This window comes from Streptomyces sp. NPDC033131 (assembly GCF_055578365.1).
In genome coordinates, this window is the sequence record NZ_JBVIPA010000066.1 from 492 (window position 1) to 23,114 (window position 22,623).

20 protein-coding genes and 6 pseudogenes are annotated in these 22,623 nt (G+C 68.7%); 16 read left to right on the top strand and 10 right to left on the bottom strand.

Features of this window, described 5'->3' with window-relative positions:
- Positions 1-239: 239 nt before the first annotated feature.
- Positions 240-2,000, bottom strand: a complete 1,761-nt coding sequence (locus ACZ5XS_RS42480) for a S8 family peptidase (protein WP_468660726.1) — start codon at positions 1,998-2,000, stop codon at positions 240-242.
- Positions 2,001-2,228: 228 nt separating this feature from the next.
- Between ACZ5XS_RS42480 and ACZ5XS_RS42485 the strand changes: the two are divergent.
- The 3 genes and pseudogenes from ACZ5XS_RS42485 to ACZ5XS_RS42495 form a co-directional block, all read left to right on the top strand.
- A pseudogene (locus ACZ5XS_RS42485) lies at positions 2,229-2,285 on the top strand (hypothetical protein); the annotation flags it as partial.
- 62 nt (positions 2,286-2,347) lie between these two features.
- Positions 2,348-2,530 (top strand): hypothetical protein, encoded by a 183-nt coding sequence (locus ACZ5XS_RS42490; RefSeq protein WP_468660769.1) that lies wholly within the window; start codon positions 2,348-2,350, stop codon positions 2,528-2,530.
- A gap of 139 nt (positions 2,531-2,669) precedes the next feature.
- Positions 2,670-3,959, top strand: coding sequence for a helix-turn-helix domain-containing protein (locus ACZ5XS_RS42495; protein WP_468660728.1), 1,290 nt, complete (start codon positions 2,670-2,672; stop codon positions 3,957-3,959).
- A gap of 609 nt (positions 3,960-4,568) precedes the next feature.
- On the opposite strand, the gene ACZ5XS_RS42500 is transcribed toward ACZ5XS_RS42495, so the two are convergent.
- From ACZ5XS_RS42500 to ACZ5XS_RS42515, 4 genes are all read right to left on the bottom strand, one after another.
- Complete coding sequence (locus ACZ5XS_RS42500; RefSeq protein ID WP_468660730.1) at positions 4,569-5,363, bottom strand: maleylpyruvate isomerase family mycothiol-dependent enzyme; 795 nt, start codon at positions 5,361-5,363, stop codon at positions 4,569-4,571.
- Positions 5,364-5,464: 101 nt separating this feature from the next.
- On the bottom strand, positions 5,465-6,397 hold the full coding sequence (locus ACZ5XS_RS42505) for an NADP-dependent oxidoreductase (protein ID WP_468660732.1): 933 nt from the start codon (positions 6,395-6,397) through the stop codon (positions 5,465-5,467).
- Between the two features lie 32 nt (positions 6,398-6,429).
- Positions 6,430-7,377 (bottom strand): NADP-dependent oxidoreductase, encoded by a 948-nt coding sequence (locus tag ACZ5XS_RS42510; protein ID WP_468660733.1) that lies wholly within the window; start codon positions 7,375-7,377, stop codon positions 6,430-6,432.
- 40 nt (positions 7,378-7,417) lie between these two features.
- Complete coding sequence (locus ACZ5XS_RS42515; RefSeq protein WP_468660735.1) at positions 7,418-8,065, bottom strand: GTP cyclohydrolase II; 648 nt, start codon at positions 8,063-8,065, stop codon at positions 7,418-7,420.
- A 34-nt stretch (positions 8,066-8,099) separates the two neighbouring features.
- Here ACZ5XS_RS42515 and ACZ5XS_RS42520 point away from each other — a divergent pair, with 34 nt between their 5' ends.
- The 5 genes from ACZ5XS_RS42520 to ACZ5XS_RS42540 all read left to right on the top strand — a co-directional run bounded on the left by ACZ5XS_RS42520 (position 8,100) and on the right by ACZ5XS_RS42540 (position 12,240).
- Entirely contained in the window at positions 8,100-8,696 is a 597-nt protein-coding gene (locus ACZ5XS_RS42520) for a MarR family winged helix-turn-helix transcriptional regulator (protein ID WP_468660737.1), read from the top strand.
- 200 nt (positions 8,697-8,896) lie between these two features.
- The gene (locus ACZ5XS_RS42525; protein ID WP_468660738.1) at positions 8,897-9,172 is read left to right on the top strand and encodes a transcriptional repressor; all 276 of its coding nucleotides are present in this window, start codon (positions 8,897-8,899) and stop codon (positions 9,170-9,172) included.
- A 265-nt stretch (positions 9,173-9,437) separates the two neighbouring features.
- Entirely contained in the window at positions 9,438-9,947 is a 510-nt protein-coding gene (locus tag ACZ5XS_RS42530; protein ID WP_468660740.1) for a MarR family winged helix-turn-helix transcriptional regulator, read from the top strand.
- 126 nt (positions 9,948-10,073) lie between these two features.
- Entirely contained in the window at positions 10,074-11,189 is a 1,116-nt protein-coding gene (locus tag ACZ5XS_RS42535; protein ID WP_468660742.1) for a homogentisate 1,2-dioxygenase, read from the top strand.
- A gap of 88 nt (positions 11,190-11,277) precedes the next feature.
- Positions 11,278-12,240 carry an alpha/beta fold hydrolase gene (locus ACZ5XS_RS42540; RefSeq protein ID WP_468660744.1) on the top strand — a complete coding sequence of 321 codons (963 nt, stop codon included), beginning with the start codon at positions 11,278-11,280 and terminating at the stop codon, positions 12,238-12,240.
- Between the two features lie 64 nt (positions 12,241-12,304).
- Here ACZ5XS_RS42540 and ACZ5XS_RS42545 read toward each other — a convergent pair.
- Positions 12,305-12,474: pseudogene (locus ACZ5XS_RS42545) on the bottom strand (undecaprenyl diphosphate synthase family protein); the annotation flags it as partial.
- A 5-nt stretch (positions 12,475-12,479) separates the two neighbouring features.
- Between ACZ5XS_RS42545 and ACZ5XS_RS42550 the strand changes: the two are divergent.
- A pseudogene (locus tag ACZ5XS_RS42550) lies at positions 12,480-13,159 on the top strand (flavodoxin family protein).
- A gap of 55 nt (positions 13,160-13,214) precedes the next feature.
- Positions 13,215-13,643 (top strand): annotated as a pseudogene (locus tag ACZ5XS_RS42555) (DM13 domain-containing protein); the annotation flags it as partial.
- A 1,127-nt stretch (positions 13,644-14,770) separates the two neighbouring features.
- Here ACZ5XS_RS42555 and ACZ5XS_RS42560 read toward each other — a convergent pair.
- Complete coding sequence (locus tag ACZ5XS_RS42560; RefSeq protein WP_363110794.1) at positions 14,771-15,661, bottom strand: MerR family transcriptional regulator; 891 nt, start codon at positions 15,659-15,661, stop codon at positions 14,771-14,773.
- 688 nt (positions 15,662-16,349) lie between these two features.
- Here ACZ5XS_RS42560 and ACZ5XS_RS42565 point away from each other — a divergent pair.
- Positions 16,350-16,481, top strand: a pseudogene (locus tag ACZ5XS_RS42565) (transposase); the annotation flags it as partial.
- A gap of 228 nt (positions 16,482-16,709) precedes the next feature.
- Here ACZ5XS_RS42565 and ACZ5XS_RS42570 read toward each other — a convergent pair.
- Positions 16,710-17,360 (bottom strand): TetR/AcrR family transcriptional regulator, encoded by a 651-nt coding sequence (locus ACZ5XS_RS42570; protein WP_468660746.1) that lies wholly within the window; start codon positions 17,358-17,360, stop codon positions 16,710-16,712.
- A 199-nt stretch (positions 17,361-17,559) separates the two neighbouring features.
- On the opposite strand from ACZ5XS_RS42570, the gene ACZ5XS_RS42575 reads away from it, so the two are divergent.
- From ACZ5XS_RS42575 to ACZ5XS_RS42595, 5 genes and pseudogenes are all read left to right on the top strand, one after another.
- Positions 17,560-18,756: a cytochrome P450 gene (locus tag ACZ5XS_RS42575; RefSeq protein WP_468660748.1), complete on the top strand. Its 1,197-nt coding sequence runs from the start codon at positions 17,560-17,562 to the stop codon at positions 18,754-18,756.
- A gap of 1 nt (position 18,757) precedes the next feature.
- Positions 18,758-18,952 (top strand): ferredoxin, encoded by a 195-nt coding sequence (locus tag ACZ5XS_RS42580; protein WP_468660750.1) that lies wholly within the window; start codon positions 18,758-18,760, stop codon positions 18,950-18,952.
- Positions 18,949-20,103 carry an NAD(P)/FAD-dependent oxidoreductase gene (locus tag ACZ5XS_RS42585; RefSeq protein ID WP_468660752.1) on the top strand — a complete coding sequence of 385 codons (1,155 nt, stop codon included), beginning with the start codon at positions 18,949-18,951 and terminating at the stop codon, positions 20,101-20,103. Before ACZ5XS_RS42580 ends, ACZ5XS_RS42585 begins: the two co-directional genes overlap by 4 nt.
- 153 nt (positions 20,104-20,256) lie before the next feature.
- A pseudogene (locus ACZ5XS_RS42590) lies at positions 20,257-20,494 on the top strand (IS6 family transposase); the annotation flags it as partial.
- A gap of 49 nt (positions 20,495-20,543) precedes the next feature.
- On the top strand, positions 20,544-20,783 hold the full coding sequence (locus ACZ5XS_RS42595; protein ID WP_468660765.1) for a helix-turn-helix domain-containing protein: 240 nt from the start codon (positions 20,544-20,546) through the stop codon (positions 20,781-20,783).
- A gap of 141 nt (positions 20,784-20,924) precedes the next feature.
- Here the strand turns inward: ACZ5XS_RS42595 and ACZ5XS_RS42600 are convergent, their stop codons facing one another.
- Together ACZ5XS_RS42600 and ACZ5XS_RS42605 are read right to left on the bottom strand one after the other, a co-directional pair.
- Positions 20,925-22,271: a metallophosphoesterase gene (locus ACZ5XS_RS42600; protein ID WP_468660767.1), complete on the bottom strand. Its 1,347-nt coding sequence runs from the start codon at positions 22,269-22,271 to the stop codon at positions 20,925-20,927.
- A gap of 16 nt (positions 22,272-22,287) precedes the next feature.
- Complete coding sequence (locus ACZ5XS_RS42605; RefSeq protein WP_468660754.1) at positions 22,288-22,530, bottom strand: SCO4848 family membrane protein; 243 nt, start codon at positions 22,528-22,530, stop codon at positions 22,288-22,290.
- Positions 22,531-22,623: the final 93 nt, after the last annotated feature.

Here is a 22,623-nt window from a genome sequence, read left to right on the forward strand (position 1 = left end):
GGGTGAGGTAGGTGCTGTGGGGGGGGGGGCCTTTGGGGTGGGGGGGGGGGGGGGGGGGGTTGTTTTTTTTTTTTTTTTTTTCCCCCCCCCCCCCCCCCCCCCCGAGGCCCATATGCCCTCTGCCGCCCAGCAGTTCGCAGCCTGGCCGAACAGACCGCAGCCCGCCTTGTCCGCAGCTGCGGGCGGGGAGCTGTCGCCGACGCAGTGCGTGCTGTACGCGGGCGTTGCCGGGCCCTGCGCTAGAAGGTCAGGTTCCAGGCGTCGATCTTGCCTGTGTCGGAGGCGGCGTTGTCGTTGACGCGCAGCTTCCAGGTGCCGTTCGCGACCTCCGAGGAGGCGTTCACGGTGTAGGTCTGGGCGATGTTGTCGGCGCTGCCGCCGGCGTGGTTGTGCAGCGTGTAGACGGTGCCGTCCGGCGCCACCAGGTCGACCTTCAGGTCACCGATGTAGGTGTGCGTGATGTCCACACCCACCTTGAGGGTGACCGGGGCGTTGCCGGTCACACTGGTGACGGCGATCGGGCTCTCCACGGTCGTGTTGTCGTTGACGGCGAAGTCCGCGAGGTTCTCGAAGTACTTGCCGGGCGGCGGGGTGGTCCCGACAGCCTTGAGGGCGTCGGCCTGTCCCTCGCCGAAGAACGAGTTGTTGGCCGTCGTTCCCGTGCAGCGGCTGTCCGAGGGGCAGGTGATGTCGTTGGCCTGGGCGGCCAGCTTGGCGCGGATCTGCGCCGGGGTGATGCCCGGGTTGGCGCTGGCGATGAGTGCCGCCACACCGGCCACGTGCGGGCTGGCCATCGAGGTGCCGCTCTTGCTGCCGTAGCCGCCGCCGGGGACGGTGGAGTACACGCTGCTGCCCGGCGCCGCGACGTCGATGACGCCTTGCCCATAGTTGGAGAACGAGGCCTTGGTGACGCCCGTGCCGTTGGCCGCGACCGTGACCACGCCCGGCAGCTCGGTCGGGATGTCGAGGCAGGCGTTGGTGATGGTGCGGGTGACCGGCGTCGAGTCGTTCGGGCTCGCGGAGTCGGTCGTCTTGTGGGCGAGGTCGTAGTTCTCGTTGCCCGCGGCGGCGATCTGGAGGGAGCCCTTGCCCTCGGCGTACTCCTGGGCGCGCTTGACGCCCTCGATGATGGCGGCCTGGTCGATGTTGTCCGGGCAGTTGAACTGCCACGGGTCCGTGTAATAGCTGTTATTGGTGACCTTGAAGCCGTGGTCACCGGCCCAGACAAAGCCGCAGATGGTGTTCTCGGCAAAGAAGAAGGAGTTGCCCGGCTCGGCGACCCGGACCGCGGAGATCGTCACCCCGGGGGCCACGCCGACAACGCCCTTGCCGTTCTTGGCCGCGGCGATGGTGCCCGCTACGTGGGTGCCGTGCGTGTCGACGTCCCGCCAGGCGCCGGCACGGGTGTCGGGCTTGCCGTAGGCGCAGGAGACCGAGTCGGCCGCGTTGAAGTTGGGCGCCAGGTCCTGGTGCTGGTCGTCCACACCCGTGTCCAGGATGCCGACCTTGACTGAGGCGGAGCCCGGGTTCACGGCCCAGGCCTGGTCGGCCTTGATCTGGCTCATGTCGGCCCGGACCGGTTCTCCGGCCGGGGTCGAGGTCTGAGCCGGATTGACCGGGAGCGCCGGGTTGTAGGCGTCGGCCGGGACGTCCGAGGTGCGCGTGGCGCCGACCTGCTGCACGCCGGCGACGCCGCGCATGGTGGCGGCGAATCCGCTGGACGCCGAGTGGGCGACGATCACGCCGATGGCGTCGAAGTTCGAGAAGACGGTGCCGCCGTTGGCCGCGATCGCGGAGCGGACCGCCGAACTGTCACCGGGGGCGGTGATCACGAGGTAGGCACGCGTGCCGGCCACCCAGGTCGCACTCTGGGAGGCCGGCACGGCGGCCGGAGCGTGGGCCTTGGCGGCCGACACGGCGGAGGGGGCGACGGGGAGGGTGCCCGCGAGGGCGACCGGGGCGCCGAACGTGAGGGCGGCGCCGAGCGTGGCCGCCAGCACCAGCGTGCGTCTAGGTCGGCTGGATATGTGGGGTATCAATGCGTCCTCCGGAGACGGCCCGGCCGTGCTGAGGGCACCGGCCGGGCCGTACGAAACGAGTAGTGGATGCAAGATGTCAGACGGGCCCTCCTAGACGGAAGTACCTTTCCGTGCCGCGAGTTATAGGGGCATGGCTGAAAAGCCCCGCTGGCGGTGCTGGCGCAGTACCGGATGGCCACCGCCGAGCAGATGCACCGGGTGATCGCTCCCTCTGTGCATATCGAGCAGACCCGGCGGCGGCTGGCCCGGCTGCCCGTTGGGGAGCTCGTCGACCGCATCACCCTGCCGCAGGCCGGACGAGCCCGGGTGTGTTCCCCACGGCGTGCGGCGTGCAACTCGCCTTCGAGTGGCCGGAGATGCGCAGGCGGCGGCTCTCCAGGAATCTGTCCGGTCCGACCGCCGTGCGGCTGAAGGCCGGCCACACGCTGACCGTGACCGAGACCGCGCTCGTCTTCCTCGAGGGCGCATGCCGCCGCGGCGCAACGCGATGACGGGCCCCACCGTGATAACGCACACCAGGTTTCGGAGCACCCACCCTCGCCGTCGCTCAGTCGGCGTGCTGTTTGAGAGAATTTTGCGCCCGACGGGAACTGCGAGGCCTTACATGTTGCGGAAGCGGAGCGTGACTTGGTGGGGCGACCCGAGAATGCCATCCCAGATGCCCTGAGTCCGCTCGGCACGCTCGCCACCGCCTCGCGCAACGGGCGCCGGCGAACGGGCCTTTCCTACACGCAGCTTGCAGAGCGGACGCGGTTCTGCAGCCCGGGGACCTTGCAGCGGGCAGCGTCGGGCACGGTCCTGCCCAGACACGATGTCGCACGGTCTTTCGCGCAGGCGTGCGGCCTGAATGTCGATGACATCACTCAGCTGTGGCTCGCCGCCCACCGCGGAAGCCGTGGTGGCATCCGCGAGTGCCAGGAACCGGCGCCGCAGCCGCACGTCACCGAGGACCTCGAAGGTCTTTGCACCGCGTTGGAAGAGCTGCGCCTGGCCAACGGGGCGCCGTCGTACCGGGTGATGGAGAACAGGGCGCGGGCCAGCGGCAAGGAGCTGTCGCGCGGTACCGCCTACCGGATCTGCAGCCGGCGGCAGGCACCGACGACCATCGAGTGCCTGGAGGCCTTCCTGGTCACCTGCGAGGTACTGCCGCGAAGCCGTGAGCCGTGGTTCGAAGCCTTTCTCCGGCTGCAGCGGGATGCCGCCCTCGGCCGCCGAGACGGTGCCGAGCGCGCACAGATGAGACGGCTCGAAGCGGTAGTCGCTGAGAACGCCCGCGGCGAGGTCACGCAGGAAACCGCCGTACGACTGCTGCGCAGAGCCGGCTTCGAAGCCCTGGAACGCTATCGCCGCTTCGATACCCCGTGGACGGTGGAGTGCCTGCAGTGCGCTGCCACGTTCCGGCTCAGGCTGTCCGATGTCCTCCTCGGGCAGGCCACCTGCCTGGACTGCCCCAAGCTCAATGACCAGGTACGCGAAGCCTGGGCAGAACTGCTGACGAACCGCTCCCGCCTGCTCGGCCGTCACAGAGTGCGCGCGCTGCGCGCTGCCTCGGTGCTCCAGGCCCGCCTGCAGCGCAATCATCTGGACGCGACGGTGTTCGTGGCCGACCGAGCCACGGGCGCTGCCCTGCAGCCGTTCTCCCTGGACATCCTGCTCGTCCACGACTACGACTCCTTGCACTCCCTGCGCAATGGGCATCGGCAACGCCGCCTCGCCAAAGCCGCCGGCCTCGTACACGGCCCCCTGGAGTCAGCGCCCCCCGCTAAGAAGTCACGCCTCCCCCGCGGCACTGTGCGAAAGGCAGCGGAGCGGAGCGCGGGCACGACCATGCCCCGTACCGTCCCCGCCAGTACGCACGATCAGCCAAGTAGTCGCTCTTGTTCAAGGGCGCGGTCACTTCGTCACCCGCCAGGAATCTGACGGTGAATGGCTCACCTGGAGCCGTCATCGCCAGCTGCCTCTATGCGCCGCCGTCATCCTGTCCAACCAGCCGGTGGTGCGATCGGTAGCCCTGCGCCGCCCGCATGCCCCGCAGTACAACGGAGGGGGCTACGTCGTCCCAGTCAATACGAACAACGAAGTGCGCAGCATCCAGTGGCCCCAGAAGTGGACGATGTTGCAGGCACGTGCTCACGACTGTGGGCTCGAAGGAACCGAGTCGGCCAACGGCCGACATGCGCTGGCGCTGACCCGCATGGTCCGCATGGTCCGCAGTCCAGCGTCACTCCGCTGGTTGTGCCACAGAGCCTCCTTGCTTCCAGTCTCACGGCCACTGGGCCGCCCTGTCGATCCGCAGTAGTCGGCCGGTCTGCCCAAGCAGCGCCGGACGCCGCCCACCTCGCCAGCCCGACATCACGATTTCAAGTTCTGAAGCGGACTTCACCGTCGAGACCGCCACCGACGCGGTGGTGGAGAGCGTCCACCAGACCAAGGACCAGCGGCTGCGGCAGGTCATGGAGAGCCTGCCCCGTCACCTCCACGACTTCGTGTGGGACATTGCCCCTGATTCGGCGGTGCCGTCGGCTCCGGCTAGAAGCCGGGAAAGACCCGTCGTAGGTCGTCGAGGGTGAGGGAGTCGCTCGTCAGAGACACCTGGCTCGGGGTGTGCGCGGGCGCGTGGCGGCCGGTGGTGAGACGCAGCCACCACTCGGCTGGTGCTCTCAGGACGGCGTCGGGCCGGTCCTGCTCACCGGTGAGCGTGATTGCGTCTCCCACCTCCAGTCCGAAGGTGCGCTCGGGTGCGGTGATGTGGACGGTCATGCGGACCAGGCGGGCGTCCAGAGCGTCGGCCCTGCCGAGGAAGTTCAGGAATGCGCCGGTCTGGTCGAGGAGGAGTCCGGTCACCGCGGGGAGCAGGGGCGCCGCGTGGTTGAAGGCGACCTCCACGTCCCAGGTGTGGTGGGCGAACTCCGTGAGCCGTACCCCGGCAACCGTGGCGACGTCGGCCGCCACGGGCAGGAAACCGAGGTCGACCCTCAGCTCTCCGCGTGTCTGCGTGTCGAGGCCCTCGTAGCGGCTGACCAGCGCGTCGTTGGCCGCCACGAAGCCTTCGGCCCGCTCCACGGGTGACATGTCGTCCCAGCGCGCCCACACGGACTTGTTGAACTCATCGTCGGGCGAGCCGGTGGCGTTCAACGCGCCCTCCAGTACTGCCAGGCCGATTTCGGCCCCACTGCCCAGATGGCTGAGGACCTGCGACACGTCCCACCCCGACGCCCCGGAGGGCCGGATGAGGTCAGCCGAGGCGAGGCCGTGTACCACGGCCGTCAGATAGTCGTGTCCTCTGCGCAGGGCATCGATGGTCTGGTCTGCACGGTCGGTCATGTGCGTTTCTCCGTGGAGGTAAGAGGAGGGGAGATGTAAGGGGAAGGGGAGAAAGGGGGTGGGCGTGACGGGCGGGCGCCCCGCGGGTTCACCCGCTCCGGTCAGAGGGTCAGGACGATCTTGCCGTGGGTGTGCCCCTGCTCCAGCTCCGCGAAGGCGTCGGCGACGCGGTCGAGCCGGTACATGGCGGCGATCGGGATCTCGACGGTGCCCGAGGCCACCAACTCGACCAGGTCCATCAGAATCTGGCGTGCGGTCGCATTGTGGCGGCCGTCGGTCCGGGCGCCGATCTCCGCGGCGCGTGCCATAGCGATGGTCGTCTGGATGCGCTCCGGCCGTATGCCGAGGGCGAGCGCGAGGTCGAGGTACTCTGGGCCGTGGAGGTCGATGAACGCGTCGATGCCGCCTCCTCCCGCCGCCTGTTCGAGCCGTTCACGCAGGCCGTCTCCGTACGGCACCGGGATGACGCCGTGCTTGTCCAGCCACTCGGCGTTGGCCGATGAGGCGATGCCGAGTACGCGCACGCCCCGGCCGGTGAGCATCTGCACGAGGAACGAACCAACCCCTCCCGCGGCGGCGGACACCGCGACGGTCTCCCCGGGCTGGACGGCGGCGGCGCGGGCGGACGCGTAGGCCGTGGCGCCCACCATGTGCAGGGAGCCCGCCGCCTCCCAGCTCACCTGGGGCGGCTTGGCCACCAACCGGTCCGCCGGGACGGCCAGGTGCGTAGCGTGCGCGCCCGCCGTCGGCGTCCAGCCCAGTACCTCGTCGCCGACGGCGAGTCCGTCGACCTCGGCGCCGACGGCCGTGACGACCCCGGCGAGGTCGCTGCCCTGACCGGAGGGAAAGTCCATCGGGAACAGATCCCGGATCACCCCGGAACGGAGCGTCGTGTCGAAGGGGTTGACGGCGGCGGCACGCACCTCGACGACGACTTCGCCGGGTCCGGGCTCGGGCATCGGGAGGTCGGTGACGTACAGCACGTCGCGATCGCCGTACTGGTCGAAACGTACTGCCTGCGCTGTTCGGTTCATGTCTTCTCCGCAAGGGGTGGGGTCGGGCGCGCTCAAGGGACGATGACGGTCTTGCCGGTGGCGTGGCCGGCACGGGCCTTGGCAATGAAGGCCGGGGCGTCGGCGAGCGGGACTTCGGCGTCGATACGGACGCGCAGTTCCCCGGCGGCGGCGAGTTCGGCGAGCGTGGTCAGGATCTCGGCGGTGGGACGGTTGCCGAGGTTGACCCCGAGGATCTCGCGGGCGGCCAGGGCGGTGGGATCCGTGGCGTAGTTAGTGCTGACCAGGGTGGAGCCAGCTCGGAGCAGACCGGCCATGGGGCTGATGTCACCGCCGGCCGGGGTGACGAGGTCGATGACGGCGTCGATGCCGTCGGGGTGGGCAGCGGCCAGCTGCTCATGCGTGGGAGCCTGGGTGAAATCGACGACGGTGTGCGCACCGAGGTCGTACAGATGGTCGGCCACCTCCGGCGTTCCGGTGGCCAGCACGCGGGCTCCGGACCGGGCGGCGAACTGGATGGCCGACTGGCCCACGCCGCCGCCGGCGCCGTTGATCAACAGCGTGTGCCCGCTCTCGAGACGTGCGGCCTGGACGGCCTGGTAGGCGGTCACGCTCGCGGTGGGCAGGGCGGCGGCGAGCGTGAAGGAGACGGCCTGCGGTATGAGGGCGATCTTGCCCTCCTGCTCGGCGACGGCGTACTCGGAGTAGGAGCCCTGCCCCTGGGGCAGGCGCATGAACTGGCCGTAGACGCGGTCTCCGGGGCGGAAGCGGGTGACGTCCGGTCCCGTCCGTTCCACGACGCCCGCTCCGTCCGAGCCCATGACCAGGGGGAAGCTGTGCCCAACGAAGCCCTTGAGGGCGCCGTCGGTGACCTTCCAGTCGAAGGGGTTCACCCCGGCGGCGCGGATGCGCACCAGGATTTCACCGACGCCGGGCTCGGGCGTGGGCAGGTCGACGAACTCGGGCCGGGCTGCGAAATCGGTGACGACGACGGCTTTCATGGCGATGCCCTTCTGGGCTGGTGGGCGAGCGTTTCGGGCGTCAGCCGACCAGGCTCACCATCGCCATCGGCGCGAGGTCGATGGTGTGGTGGGTGTGCTCGACCTTGGCGTGCAGGTAGCGCCGGTTACTGGGGGTGCTGTGCACGCCGGTGGGGACGGTCCGGGTGACCGAGAGGCCGAGGTCGCGCAACTGCCGCGCCTTGTCGGGGTTGTTGGAGAGCAGGTTCAGCTCGGTGATGCCAAGAGCGGTGAGCATCTGGGCGGCGGCGGTGTAGTCACGGGCGTCCTCCGGCAGGCCGAGGGCCAGGTTGGCCTCGTAGGTGTCCAAGCCGGTGTCCTGCAGGGTGTAGGCGTCGAGCTTGTTGTAGAGGCCGATGCCGCGGCCTTCCTGACGGAGGTAGAGCAGGACGCCTCCGGTGGCGGCGATGCGCTCTGTGGCCTCGCGCAACTGCGGGCCGCAGTCACAGCGGGCGGAGCCGAAGACGTCACCGGTGAGGCATTCGGAGTGCAGACGCACCAGCGGGCCGCCAGCGGCGGCCGGGTCTCCAAGGACCAGGGCGACATGCTCGGCGCCGTCGGCCAGGCCGTTGAACGTGACCACGTCGGCGGTCACCTGGTACCCGTCCGAGAAGCTCAGCGGAATGCGGACCCGGGTGCGGACGGTGGCTGCGGCGAGGCTGGTGGTCATGGTGTCTCTCCCGTGGGCGTCGTATGATTCAAATTTGAACGCACCGCTGACGGTAGGCTTCGGTTCTAATTTGAACAACCTGGAGGGGAGTGACATGGGTCACACGCGCTGGCTGGATGAGCAGGAGAAGCGGGCCTGGACGGCCTTCACCACTGCGCACGCGCTGCTGTACCGGCGACTGGAGCAGCGGCTCAAGCGCGATTTCGGCCTGTCCGGCCTGCAGTACGAGATCCTTGCCCGGCTCAGCGGAGCCCCTCACCGGGAGCTGCGGATGGCGGAGCTGGCCGGGGCCCTGGTCAACTCAAAGAGCGGGCTGACCTATCAGATCGGACAGATGGAGAAGGCCGGGCTGGTGCGCCGGCGCTCCTGTCCCAGTGACGATCGTGCGGTCTTCGCCGTACTCACCGACGAGGGCATGGCTCTGCTGGAGCAGGCGGCGCCAAGTCATGTGGAGATGGTCAGGGAACTGCTCATCGATGTGCTCACGCCCGACCAGGTGGGGGCGCTCGCCGACGGTCTCGGCGAGGCGAGCCGCCGTATGGCCGCCGGCCCCGGCGAAACTCCGACCGCGGCCGACGGGACCGCATGTTCGGGTGCCGGTGCCGAGGCCGCTGCCGATCGCAGTGCCTGACGGGGATGATGTGTCCATGGATTCGAGTGACTTGGAACCGGTCGGCCCGAACAGCCGCTCGCGTCGCCGGTTCCTGGCGGCCGGGACGGAGGCTGACAAAGGGGAACATGCCGGTAGCGAACCTGGCCAAGGAACAACCCCGGCTCTGACAGGCCGGGCTGACACAATGGCCTGGCAGGGCAGACGCGAGGAGGCAACCGGTGACCACCGCAAGACCGTCCGTGAAGGGCCGTGCGACCCGGCAGCGGGCCGCCGTGGCTGCGGCGATCGACGAGGTCGACGAGTTCCGCAGCGCGCAGCAACTGCACGACATGCTCAAGCACAAGGGCGACTCCGTCGGGCTGACCACGGTCCACCGCCGCTGCTCCATCGGCGAACACCACCGGGCGGAGGCCATCGCGGCGGAGCACGGGTTTGCGAACGTGGCACACACGGTGGTGATCTTCGGGACGTGCGCGGAGTGCGCCGCAGCTTGAGCCGATACCGCCGGTTCGCCGTGGGGGGACGGTGCGTCGGCGGCCGCGGGTTACGTGTGGCTGGTCGCGCAGTCGGTGCCCGTCGTGATGGAGGCCCGTTTCAGCTTCGCCCGCGCACTGGGTGAAAATTACGCAAAGGCAGGAGACCGCACGGACGTGGGCCACACCGTCTCATCGTTGTGGCGCCTTCCCGCACGCCCCGCCGCGCCGTGGGGCGAGCGCGTGACCTGCCCTCCCCGCACACTCGACAGAAACGTAGATGATCATGACGTCAGACGACCGGAGGCGGGCGGCTGAACTTCTGGCCGAGAAGCATCAGCAAGCGGGCCTGATCTCCGACGAGGACCGTGTTCGGATGCTCGTCGCCGTGAGGCTGACCCGGGCGTTCGGGCTGTACTCGACGAAGTCGGACGCCTACCACCGGCAGTTCGGCTGGTCCTTGGCCGGCTTCCGCGTGCTCAACCTCCTGTGGAGCGGGGGCGATATGGAGGTAAGAGACCTGGCGGAGGGAACGTGGTCCACCCGGGCTGCGGTCAGCAGTGTCGTGAACAAACTGGAAGCGGCCGGGATGGTGCGGCGCAAGCCCGTTCCCACTGATCGACGGCTGGTCGTCGTACAGCTGACCGACAGCGGTCGGCAACAGCTCGAACGCGCGATCAAAGGTCAGGCTGAGCTTGAGCGGGAGTGGCTGAGCTGCCTGGATCCTCAGCAGCTCAGCCACCTCGCGGAACTGCTCCAGACACTGGCCGACGCCTCCGGCGAACGGGACCGGTGAGCGCGTCGGCAGGTTCGGCCTCCCCACAAAAAAATATGTCGTAAAGCGCTTGACGATCGCCTCCTGTGCTCGCTTTATTGCGGTGGGACAGCGGCTCTCCTAAGCCGCAAAATTAGTCACCGAAAGGTGAGTAGCCATGCCTCAGCCGCGCTCAACCATGCAAGTGAGCCAGGGCCGTACGCCCAGACGAGCGCATCGCGATCTCAACGGGCTCATCGAGGACGGCCTGACTCGCGATGGATTCGACGGCCCCATGACGCTCTTCTACCGTCACGGGGATCCGGGGAAGTACCGCACCGAGGGCCGTTTCCGCGTCACCGCATTCGACAGCAACGTGCTCAAGACGAGCGACAGCACCTCTGCCGACGGTGTTCCCCAGCGCCTTTCTACAACAGTGACGTTTCGATCTGGTCGAGCCGTCGACAGGAATCCATGCCGTGGTTCTTCCGCAACGTGGACGGCGACGAATGCTGGTTCGTCCACGAGGGAAGCGGCACGGTCAAGACGGAATACGGCGTCTTGCCGTTCGGCGTCGGGGACTACGTGTTCATCCCCAAAGGGGCGACCCGGCGCTGGGTTGTCGACACGCCGCTGAACCTGTTCGGCATCGACACCTACAGCGGCGAACTGCGGGCGCCGACATACTCCGGCCTCGGCCGGTACGCCCCGTTCGACCCCGACCTCTTGAGGATCCCCACCCTCGGGGATGCCGTCACCGAGCCCGGCGAGTACCGGATCAGGGTGAAGTACGACGGCGAGTACTCCGACGTCATCAGCGAGTCCCACCCGTTCGACGTCCTCGGCTGGAAGGGCGACCTCTTCCCGTTCGCCTTCAACGTCGCGGACTGGAACGTCATCACCTCCGACAGCCTGCACCTGCCGCCGTCGGCGCACGTCTTCCTGACGGCCCCCGGGGTCAACCTGCTCAACCTGCTGCCCCGCCCCGCGGAGTCGCGCCCCGGCGTGGAGCGGGTCCCGTACCACCACCGCAACGCCTACTTCGACGAGGTCGCCCTGATACACGGAGGCTCGGCCTTCGGCTCGCCCATGCCGACGGGGATCATCGACCACGCCCCGCAGGGGATCCACCACGGCCTGTCGGAGGAAGTGCACGAGGCGGTCAGGCAGGCCATGGATGCCTACAACCGGGTCGAGTGGGAGATCATCATGGTCGAGACCCGAAAGCCCCTCCGCGTCGACCCGGTGATCGCTGAACAGGAGCAGGGAAATGCCCAGGTCTGAACCGCGTGGCTTCGAGTCCACGACCATCACCATCACCTTCGCCAACAAGACGGGAGGCCGTGAGGCCTACGGGTCGTGGGACGACACGGTGCTCCTGGAAGGAACACTGCTCGCCCGCTCCGACGTGCAGCAGGACACGGCCATCGTCTTCATTCACCCGGCGGGACGGCTTCAAAACCTTCCCCTTCCGCAGGAACTCGCGCGCCGTGGTGCGCATGTCTTCTGCGCGAGTACTCGGTATCCGAACAACGACTCCGCGCTCATCATGGAGAACGTCCTCATCGACCTCGGTCAGTGGATACGCTATCTCCGCGAGGAGCACGGATACGCGAAAGTCGTCCTCGGCGGTTGGAGCGGTGGTGGATCGGTCGTCACCACCTATCAGGCCCAGGCCGAGAAGGCCACAATAACCGAGACGCCGACCGGTGAATCTGTCGACCTTTCCGATCTCATTTCCGGAGATGTCGTTCTCCAGCTGTGCTCGCATATTTCCCGGGCTGCACTGCTCACCCACTCCCTGGACGCTTCGATCATCGACGAGCGCGACCCGTTCCGCCGGAATCCGGATCTGGATTTGTACGGGACGGGGAATTCACCGAAGCCGCCGTACTCTGCCGATTTCGTCGCCGAGTACCGGAAGGCTCAGCTGGAGCGGAGCCGCCGTATCACCGCCTGGGTGAAGGAGAGGCTCGCCGACGCGGGCCCGAACGGAGAGGCCGGTCTCAGCCTGCCGTTCGTGGTCTACGGCACGATGGCCGATCCCCGCTGGCTCGATCCCACGCTCGAACCGAACGAGCGACAGGCCGGGACATGCTTCATCGGCAATCCGTCCCAGATGAACAACTCGTCCATCGCGCTGGGCCGGTACTCTTCGCTGCGAAGCTGGCTCTCGCAGTGGAGCATCGACGAGACCAACGCCTCGACGGTCTCCCGGCACCACGTCGCCGGCGCGAACCACTACCTGCGCAACCAGCCAGAACAACTGGCGGAGGCGGCGACGACCATTCTGGACTGGCTGCAGGACCGCGACCTGTACGCTCCGTCGGCGTAGCCAACTCAGGGCAGGGGCGGCGGGGCCGACACAACCGGTGGGCCCCCCGCTCCCGCACCGCCCGTCAGGCCTCCGGGGAACGCCCCTCCATGGCCAGCGGCTCCTCGTTCGGGATCGCACCGCCGAACCGCCGGTCCCGCGAGGCGAACTCCAGGCACGCGCGCCACAGGTCGCGCCGGTCAAGTCCGGCCACAGCACGTCCTGGAAGATCATCTCGGCGTAGGCGCTCTGCCAGGGCGGTGGGGCGCCCTAACTGCACGCTCAAGCCGTCGCCCCGGCTCAGCCACACCCAGGGGCTCCTCGACAAGAGCCGGGCGATCATGGATGCGCAGGGGGTGACCACGGACGAGATCCGTGCCGTCGACCACGACATCGCCCCCGGCATGTACCCGGACATGACGGGGCACGGCTTCGCCACGGACGCCTGGCCCGCGCTGTACGAGCGGGTGATGGCCGCGGACATCCTGGTGCCGGCCGGGCCCATCTGGCTGGGCGACAACAGCTCCGTCACCAAGCAGGTCATCGAACGTCCGTACAGCTGTTCCAGCCTGCTGAACTCGCAGGCGCAGTATGCCTATTACGGACGTGTCGGAGGGTGTCTGTTCACCGGCAACGAGGACGGGGTGAAGCACTGCGCCATGAACTCCTCCACAGCTTGCAGCACCTCGGCTACACCATCCCGCCGCAGGCGGACGCGGGCTGGATCGGCGCGGCGGGGCCGGGTCCGTCGTACCTGGACCCCGGTTCGGGCGGCCCGGAGAACGACTTCACCAACCGCAACACCGACTTCATGACCTGGAACCTGACGCACCTGGCCGCCATGCTCAAACGGGCTGGAGGCGTTCCGCCCCATGGCAACCAGCGCACGGAGTGGGACGCCGACTGCCGGCCGGGGGCGGACAACCCCGAGCACCGCTGAGCCGGACCGCGAGCCCGTGCTCCCGGCCCCTGTACGTGACGAGAGGCGAGCGGGGATGGGGCGTGTACGAAGGCTATGGACCGGGCCGTTGGCCATCGCGGTGGTGGCGGACGGCTTGGGGCTGTACTGGTTCCAGCCGTGGAAATTGTGGCGGGACGAAACCGTCCAACAGGCCCTGCCCGGGGTCGCGGAGACCTCCGCTCCTCCTTCCGCGGCGCCTTCGGACGAGCCCTCCGAGCCGCCCTCCCCGGCCACCGGTCCGCAGACGCCGGCGAGCGGTGAGCTGATCAGCCACGAGCACGCGACATCGGGCACGGTGAAGCTCGTACGGCTGGCCGACGGCTCCCATGTCGTCCGGCTCGGGGACCTGAACCCGAGCAACGGACCGGACCTGCGTGTCTGGCTGACCGACGTGCCGGTGAAGCCGGGGCGTGCCGGGTGGCACGTCTTCGACGACGGGAAGTACGTCAGCCTCGGCAAGCTTGGGCTTGATCCGTTTTGACGGACATCTGAGATCAGGGGTTCTGCCCCGGGAGGATGTCCATCATGGAGAGCATGGAGAAGAAGAAGCCTCGGCCTCGCCGGTGGCGGGAGCGAGGGTGAGGACGGGCCCTCCATGCCGGAGTGGGAAGCGGCCCTGGTCCAAGCGGGGTTCGTAGGCATGGGCCTGGGTCTTGCCGTCGCGCTGCCTGCATATCTGCGGCGACGCTGGCCGAATGCGTTGGCCGGACGGGTGGGAGACGACGAGGGCGGCTCGTCACGGGTGCCGTGGGCAGCAGTGGTCGGAGCGGCGATTGCACTGGTCTGGTTGTAGTGGGCCGCAGGCGGTACCGCAGGCATCACGCATCCAGCCGGACGCGACATCGGCTGGCACCTGCTGGGGGGCATCCTGGGGCTGTGGGCTCTGCTGGCGTCAGCTGCCTACGTGATCCTGGCGCTCCGGCGCCCAGCAGGCTTGCCGCGCTGGGGCCCGGCCGCCCTCGGCTGGCTCGGCTCGGGCTCGTTGTTCGCATGGAGCGGCTGGAAACTGCCGCTCACGGCGTACGTGGCGCTGAAAAGACCGAGTGATGCTGTCTGGCGGGAGAATCTCGCACTACAACATTGCTGCACGTTGCGGCGGTGGGGGTGGGCGCGTTGATCCTTACTGGCTTCAGCCCGTCAGGGTGAGGTTGGACTGTCGATAGAGCAAGCGTCCGTCAGCGGTCGGCAACACGGGCTCCGCTTCAGTCTGGAAACACACCCCTGTGATGGGGACGTCGCTACCGATGGGGACACCGATGTCGATGAGGGCGGCCTTGTCCGGATCAGGGATACGCCAGGAAGCCAACGTCCGGCGATGCGCCCGTGTAACCGTTCCGCACCCGCCCAGTCGACAAGATCGTCATGCGCGAGGTTCTCGTAAAACAGCACAGTCCTCCCTCTCTGGAAGGGCACGCTATCGTCGGCGAAAGACCGAGGAGCACGTCTGTCAGCGGCCAGTTCGGAATCCCCACGTACGGCCAGTTGTGATGTCACTCTTGGTTACGGCCTGGGCTCGACGTCTGACCCGATCGGTCAGGTGCGGATGAACGCGACCGGTTGTCGGGCCACGTCAGGGCCAGGCACAGGCGATCAGCTGTCCGCGGAGTGGGCGTCGGCAAGGGCCTCGCCGAAGAGCCGTCCGGCGAGTTCCACGCAGCGCATCCGGGCAGGAGAGAAGTCGTAAGGCATCTTGGTGATCGCTGCGGCGGCACTCATTTCTGTGCCCTCCTCCCCTTTCAGGTCGGCGTCGTAGATCTCGAAGATCTTCTCCTCGGCCGCGTCGAGACCAGCTGCCTCGATGGCCTGATTCATGGCCATTTGGTGAGCGCATCGCTGTACGGCGAGCTCTTCGACGCGCGGGTCGTCGGGTTCGACGCCGTCGTCGAGGGCGGCCTCGGCCGCCTCAAGACGGTCCTCCTCGGCCCGCAGGTCGGGGTGGGTGGCCAGCACGATGAACGTGCTGGCCTGGATGGCGGCGCCCAGCGGCCCGAAGATCCGTTCCGTGACTAGCAGGGCGTCCAGATCGGAGGGGCGCAACGCGCCCGGCGGCAGGTGACTGAGCCGGTCCGTGACCAGTTCGGAGAGCAGCCCCAGCGGGCTGCCCACCGCCTGCAGGCGCTGGACAGCCGCGCGCCGACGTTTGATGGCGGCCTCCTGCGCCGCCAAGGTTTCCTCCAGCCTGCTCAGGACCGACTCGATATCCGGGGCTTGGTCCAGGGCTTCGTCTCCAGCTTCGTCCCGGGCTTCGCCGAAGGCGGCCCGCATGTCGTCCAGGCTGATACCGGCATCAGCCATCTTGCGGATCCACAGCAGGCGGGTCATGTCGTCATAGCCGTAGCGGCGGCGGCCGTCCCCGCCGCGCTCGGGCTCCGGCAGCAGACCGATCTCGTGGTAGTGGCGGATGGCGCGTGGGGTGATCCCGGCGAACGCAGCGGCATCACCGATCTTGACCTGCCGGGGAGGCGTGAGGGAGGGGTACATCGCAGACAGAGCCTTTCGTGCTGTGGTGCCCCGACCCCACCACATGCCGCTACGGCATGTGCAACAACCCCATCCAGATGCCACCGGAGCCAGGCCCTAGTTGCCGCCGGGACCGATCAAGAACGACGAACCATCCGGGAACGCAGAGTGACCACCGGCGGCCTGCTAGCTCCCCGCCAAGTAGCCGCCGCTGGGGAATTCCCACTGACCGCCGACACACGTCGGGGCACAGGAATATCGCAAGGTTGGAATGACGCTCCCCGCCAGCTGGTGCCTGGCGGTGGACCAGGGCCGAACGCGTCGCGTACGCCAATAGCCTCGACGTCGAGCATCACCTGATCGCGGTCACCCCGCGGTCCAACCGGCAGAAGGCGGACAAGGACGTCGCCGAGTGGCTTCCCATCGAGTCGGCGCGCTGCCGGTACGTCACCGAGTGGGTCGCCGTGAAACGCGACAACCAGCTCAGCGTCGACGAGAGCGAACGCCAGACTCTCGTCGAACTCGCCAGCCGTGCCAAGCAGAGGTGGCCTGACCTGCCCGCGCACCCGGCTGGGACGCTCGGTGACCAAGCCCGCCCACTCGGCCCTGGACTCAGCCGGTCTTGGCCTCGCGGAACGGGCCTTGACCCTTGATCTCGGACACACGAGACACTGGATCCTGAGGATCTGAGAACGGACATCTCGTGGTCATGAAGGACTATCCGCCGCAGTTCAAGGCGGACGCGGTCGCGCTGTACCAGTCGTGGCCCGAGGCGACGATCCGGCAGGTCGCTGCCGATTTGGGAATCGACCCCGAGACCTTGCGGAACCGGGTTCGGGCAGCGGGCGCGAGCCGGCCGCTGGGACGCCGGGCAGAGGTACCCGCCGAGCGGCCGAAACCGCTGCCCGGCCGGGTCGCCGACGATGTCGGACAGCAGTTCGGCGGCCGTCTCCCACGTGTCGAGCAGTACCGCCTGGACGGCGAGCTCCGCTTCAACTCGCAGGACACCGCAGTGTGCTTGCCGGTCGAGCCGGACTCGGCGGATCGCGCACCCGCCCCCCCGGGCGGCTCACTCGCCGCCGAACAGGTACCGCACCGCTGTCTGGGTGAGGTGTCGCACGAAGGCGTCGGTGTCGGCGGCGGGAGCGGCGAAGTCCGGGCCGTAGCCGACCCGCATCATGAGAGAGGCGAAGACCGTGCTGAAGCAGAGGCGTACGGCAGTTTCGGGATCGGGATGTGTGATCTCGTGCGCGGCGCCGAGGACCACGGCGGTGAACCGGTCCGCCATCTGCGCGGTGTAGGCACGGGCCCGGCGATAGACCTCCGGGTGGGCTCCGCTGAGCAGCACCATCGGTTTGAGGAACGCCGCGTGGCGCTCGAAGATCCCGGCGAATTCGGCGACGGCCTCGACCACCAGCGTGCGCGCGTCGAGGCCGGCCCAGCGCTCGTCGCGGTCGAAGACCTCCTCGTCGGCGCGGATACGGCTCAGACCGTGCTCGTAGACGGCGAGGAAGAGGGCCTCCTTGCTGGTCGTGCGATCGTAGATGGCCCGTGGGGCGACCTTGGCGCGCTCGCAGACGGCCGCGATGGTGAAAGCCTCATACCCGCCCTCCTCGATGATCGCGGCACCCGCCTCGAGGATCCGGGTCCATGCCTGCCGGGTCCGTTCCTGTCGCGGCGGGCGTATCGCGAACTCGCTGTTCGTGTCCGTGGATGTCACCCCGCCATTCTCCCCGTGAATCGCCGGCATCCGGCTTGCCGATGCGCCGTGGAAACCTCGGCGCAGCCATTGACAGCACCCCACCGTGAGTCGGATGCTACCGGCTAATCGTAGTGCACACTACGGTTCTTCCCTCTGGGGATACGAGAACCACACTCACCGGGCCGCAGGCTCAACAACACTCAAAGGAGAGTCAGCCGTGACGCATGCGACCTTGCCTGTGCCCACCTCCGACGTCGACCTGTTCGCCGACGAGGTGTTGCACGACCCGTACCCGGCTCTCCGCAGCCTCCGGGAAGCTGGCCCCGCGGTACGGCTGACCACCTACGACGCATGGGTCCTTCCCCGCTACGAGCACGTCCGCGCGGCCCTGGCCGACCACGAACGGTTCTCCTCCGCGCGGGGTGTGGGCTACGAGGACCAGTTCAACGCCCCGATGAAGGGAACCGTGCTGGCCAGCGACCCACCGGACCACACCCGACTTCGGGCGGTGCTGTCCGACAGGCTCGCCCCCAAAGCCCTGGCCAAGCTCCGCACCCGGATCACCGCCCTCGCGGACGACCTCGTCGCCGACGCCCTGGCCAAGGGCGATTTCGACGCCGTAGGGGATCTTGCCGCTGTGTTCCCCGTGACCGTGGTCGCCGACCTGATCGGACTCGCCGAGGAAGCAAGGGGCCCACTGCTGTCGTTCGCGGACGCGGCGTTCAACACTTTCGGCCCCTTCAACGCCCGCGCCCAGGCGTCCCTTCCCTTTATCGGCCAAATGTTCGAGTACCTGAACACGGTGATGGTGCCGGAGAACCTCCGCCCGGACGGCTGGGCCGCCGCCGTCTACGAGGCCGCGGACCGGGGAGAGCTCGAGCCGGCCTCAGTGGTGCCCCTGCTGTCCGCGTACGTGGTCGCGAGCATGGACACCACCATCAACGGCATCGGCAACACGATCCTCCTCTTCGCCCAGCATCCCGAGGCATACCAGGAGGTGCGCGCGGAACCGGCACTCCTCGGACCGGCGTTCGAGGAGTCACTGCGGCTGGAGTCCCCCGCACAGGGATTCTTCCGGCGCACCACCCAGCCGGTGGACATCGAGGGCATCACCATCCCCGCCGACGCCAAAGTCCTGCTGTCCTGGGCCTCGGCCAACCGGGACGAACGCAAGTGGGAGCGCCCCGACGAGTTCCTCGTCCGCCGCAACCCGGTCGACCACGTCGGCTTCGGCTACGGCGTCCACGGCTGCGCAGGCCAGGGGCTGGCCCGCCTGGAGGCGCAGGCGGTGCTCGGCGCGCTGGTGCGGCGCGCATCGTCGATCGAGCTCGCGGGCGAGCCGGTCCGCAAGCTCAACAACGTGATCAGGGGTCTGGCCTCGCTCCCCGTAACGGTACGCGCGGAAGGGCAGTGAGATGTCGAGGATCGTGGTGGACTTCGACCGTTGCGAGGGCCACGGGCTGTGTGAGCAGTCCGCGCCCGAGGTGTTCCGGCTCGACGACGAGGGCGAACTGCACCTGACCCACGAGGAGGTGGCCCCGGAGCGCGAGAGCGCCGTCGCCGCCGCAGTACGGGTCTGCCCCGTCGCGGCCCTGAAGGTCCAGCCGTGAAGCGGATCGTCGTGGTCGGTGGATCCATCGCCGCGCTGACGGCAGCGGAGAGCCTGCGGGCAGAGGGGTTCGACGGACAGGTGACCGTCCTGTCCGACGAGCCTCACCAGCCCTACTCGCGGGTCCCGCTGTCCAAGGGCGTCCTGGCCGGCAGGGAACCCGCGGATTCAGCCCTGCTTGCCCCTCCGGGCGAGGACATCCAGTTCCGCACCGGGGCACGGGCCGTACACCTGGACGTCCGCGGCCGTGCGGTGACGCTGACCGACGGCACGCAGGTACCGTACGACGGCCTGATCGTGGCCACCGGTGCCCGGGCCCGTCGCCTGACCGGCCGCGACGATCTGGCGCTGCGCACCCTGGATGACGCCGCGGCCCTCGCTTCCCGGCTTGCCGTCGCCCGAAGCGCGATCGTGCTGGGCGGCGGCTTCCTCGGCATGGAGATCGCCACGACCTGCCGCGCCCTGGGCCTGGACGTCACGGTGGTCGACCTCGTCCCACCGTTGCTCAGGCTCCTCGGACCCTGGCTGGCCGATCTCGCCGTCGCGGCCGCGCGGGATCACGGCATACGTGTCCGGGTCGCGCCGGACGGCGTCGACGTCCTGGGCGAACACCGCGTGCGCTGTGGCGAGCGGGTCCTCGAGGCCGACGTGATCGTGTGCGCGGTCGGAGACGTACCGAACACCGACTGGCTGAAGGACTCCGGCCTGCCCCTGGACGCCGGCGGCGGCCTCGTCGCCGACACGTGTTGCCGCGTCGCTCCTGGTGTGGTCGCCGCCGGGGACGTCGTGTCCCGGCAGGGACGCCGAACCCCGCACTGGACCAACGCGGTCGAGCAGGGCCGGGCGGCCGCGGCCGGCCTGCTGCACGGCGCGTCGGCCCGGCCCTACCGACCGGACCCCTACTTCTGGACCGAGCAGTCCGGACTCGACATCAAGATCAGCGGCGAACTGCCGCTCACCGGAACCCCCGAAGTCCTCGCCGGATCGGTGAACGACCGCAGTGCGCTGCTGAGATGGCGGAATGACGAAGGCACGGCCACAGCCGTAGCGGTCAATCACCGCCTCCCCGTGATCAAACTCAAGCGGCTCGGCGCCGGAGTGCCCGCCGCCCGCACGACCCGGCATCGCCCCGTCTTCGGACACACCACCTGATTCGTCCACCTGCCCGATCACCACCGACGTGTTCCGGATCCGCGGGAGCGGCTGATCATCGCTTCAGCCGCTGATCGTCGACCACCGCGCCAGGCACTGTCACGTTCGCTGACCGGGGTGGGATGATCTTCGGGTTGATCATGCTGGAGGAGGCTGTCCGCCGGGAACGTGTCGCCGTCGTACAAGGGGCACCGGTACCGGCCGAGGTCATCTCCCACTGTGTGTGGCAGTATCACCGTTTCCCGCTCAGCTTCCGCGAGGTCGAGGAGCTGATGATGGAGCGCGGTGTCGTCGTCTCCTACGAGACGGTTCGCCGCTGGCGTGCGAAGTCCGGTCATGCCTACGCCCGCGAGTTGCGGCACCACCAGCCCGAGCAGGCGACAAGTGGTACCGCCCAGGCCGCCCAGCACGGCAGCGCCAACACGGCGCGGGACGGAGCGCTGCCGGGCCCCGGCGCGGGCTCCCGTGCCAGGCTCACCGACGCCGACCGCGTCATGGCCACCGCCCTCTACCTGCGCAAACTCTGCACCCAAGCCGTCCTCGGCGAACTGTTCGCCGTGGACCGAGGAACGATCACCAGGACCATTCAGGAGACCCGCCCCCTCCTGGAACAGCACGGACACGCCATCGCACCCTCGACAGCACGGTTCCCCGCACCAGCCGACCTCATCGCTTCCTGACCAGAAAAACCGAAGCACCGACAGAGAACAACCCAGCGTGTTGATCCTCTGCGAGCCCTCAGTTAATGAAGAACTCACGAGGGCACTACTCACCCCCGCTCAGGGCATCTTGACGGGCCGTCATGCGAAGTCTGACGGACCTCATGCCTGCTTCGACGCCAGCTCCACCACCGTGATGTCCGACGGTGCCCCGACCCGCACCGGTGGTCCCCATGCGCCCGCGCCACGGCTGACGTAGAGCTGGGTGTCGCCATAGCGCTCCAGGCCCGCGAGAGTGGGGTTGGTGGCGTCGGCGACGTAGGTCATCGGCCACAGCTGGCCGCCGTGAGTGTGGCCGGAGAGCTGGAGGTCGACGCCGTAGTCGACGGCGTCGTGGATCTGGACGGGCTGGTGGGCCATGAGCACCACGGTCCGCGAGGTGTCCCGGTCGCCGAGCGCCTTGGCGTAGTCGGGGCCCTGGCCCTCGTCCTCACCGTCAAGGTCGTTCACACCGGCGAGGTCGAGATACGGCAGCTCGCGGCGGTCGTTCTCCAGCGGGGTCAGGCCCAGCCGCCGTACCTCCTCGACCCACTGCTCGGCTCCGGAGATGTACTCGTGGTTGCCGGTGACGAAGTAGCTGCCGTGCCGCGCCTTCAGCCCGGCGAGCGGCGCCGCCGCCGGACCGAGGTCGTCCACATCGCCGTCGACGAGGTCCCCGACCACCGCGATCAGGTCGGGCTGCGTCGAGTTGATCGTGTCGACGACCTTCTGCGCGAAGCCCCGGCCCAGCAGCGGCCCGAGGTGGATGTCGCTGACCACCGCGATCCGGAAACCGTGCGCCGCGCGCGGGAGCTTCGCCAGCGGCACGGTGACCCGCTTGATTTTTGGCCCGCGTACGACGCCGTATGTGCCGTAGCCGACGGTCCCGACAGCGGCGGCGGCGACTGCGCCGCCGACGACACGGGAGACGAAGAGGCGGCGGGAGGGGTCGGCCGGTGCCGCCGAGGAGGGGGGCTCCGTCGCCGCGGGCGGAGCCGGCTGTCCGGGCTCGGCGGAAGCCGGCTCGGTGGCCGCGGCCTGAGCGGTCGCGGGCTCGGCGGACTCCGCGGACTGCGCGCCCGCCGGGACCGTCTCCGGTTCGAGCTCGCGCGCCACCGGCACCGGCCGCTCTGCGGGAGCCGGGGCGGCGCGCCGCACCACCAGGCGACGTACAAGTGGCCGTACGAGCTCCCCCGCCAGCAGGGCCAGCAGCAGGTACAGCGAGAGGGCGAGCCACATGAACCCCGGCCAGGTCAGGGTCTGCTGCAGCCAGAAGGGGGCGCTGGCGAGCTCGGCCGCGAAACCGGCGACCATCAGCACCGGCCCGGCGATGAGCACCGCCGTGCCCACGCGTCTGGCGAGGCCCGGCCCGCGTGTCGTGTCGCGCACCAGGCGACGCCAGGCGTACCAGTGCAGAGCCCCGATGGCGCCCAGCACCAGCAGGGCGACAAGGACGAAGACAATGATCATCACGTCGTACTCCCGATCACACGGTCCTGCGAAGAGCGCGCACTCCGCGCACCCCTATGACCCCGATGGCCGTCCCCAGAACAAAGGAGACGACGGCGAGCGTCAGATGCACCCAGAAGTACGCCGTCGGATCGCCCGCGTCGTCGAACGCGAGCCCGCTGCCGTCCTGCCACAGGTTCTTGATGAAAGTGATCCAGATGGCCCAGCTCCACACCCCGAAGGCGAGCAGGAAACAGGACAAGGGGCGGCTGAGCTTCATGCGTTCAGTATCGCCGCCGCCGGCAGTGTCCTCGCACCGGGGTGCGACCCGGCCGGCTCCAGCTACGGATGGGAGACCTCATCCAGGTCAAGA